Genomic DNA, 435 nt, shown 5'->3' with positions numbered 1-435 from the left:
AGTAGGAAAAAAATATTATTCCCATACTGGTTTTCCTGGTGGAATTAAGGAAATTAATTTTTCACAGATGATGGAAAAATTCCCAGAAAGAGCGCTAGAAAAAGCAGTAAAGGGAATGTTGCCAAGGGGGCCATTAGGCCGCGAAATGTACAGAAAGCTGAAGGTTTATGGTGGGAGTGAACATCCTCACTCTGCTCAGCAGCCGACAGTCTTAACTTTGTAGTGAGCATTGGAATGACGTCTAAAAATTTTTATGGTACCGGAAGGCGCAAGACGTCTTCAGCTAGAGTATTTTTAAGCTCTGGTAGTGGTGCGATCTCGATCAATGATAAGACCATGGAAGAGTACTTTGGAAGACAGGTGGCGAGAATGGTCGTCAGGCAACCTTTCCAGGTAACTGATATGGTGGACAAATTTGATGTTAATATATCGGTA

The 435-nt window shown here is 42.1% G+C and carries 2 protein-coding genes; both read left to right on the top strand.

Going from position 1 to position 435, the window contains the following annotated elements; all coding sequences use genetic code 11:
- Nucleotides 1-223 (top strand): uL13 family ribosomal protein (locus B2067_RS02965; RefSeq protein WP_301387389.1); only part of this gene is annotated, 223 nt, incomplete at its 5' end.
- Nucleotides 224-234: 11 nt separating this feature from the next.
- A partial coding sequence (gene rpsI / locus B2067_RS02960; RefSeq protein ID WP_301387388.1) for a 30S ribosomal protein S9 occupies nt 235-435 on the top strand: 201 nt, incomplete at its 3' end.

It is taken from the genome of Thalassolituus sp. UBA2590 (assembly GCF_002339775.1).
In the GTDB taxonomy this organism is placed as follows: domain Bacteria; phylum Pseudomonadota; class Gammaproteobacteria; order Pseudomonadales; family Oceanobacteraceae; genus Thalassolituus.
This window is presented reverse-complemented; position numbering and strand designations above follow the sequence as displayed.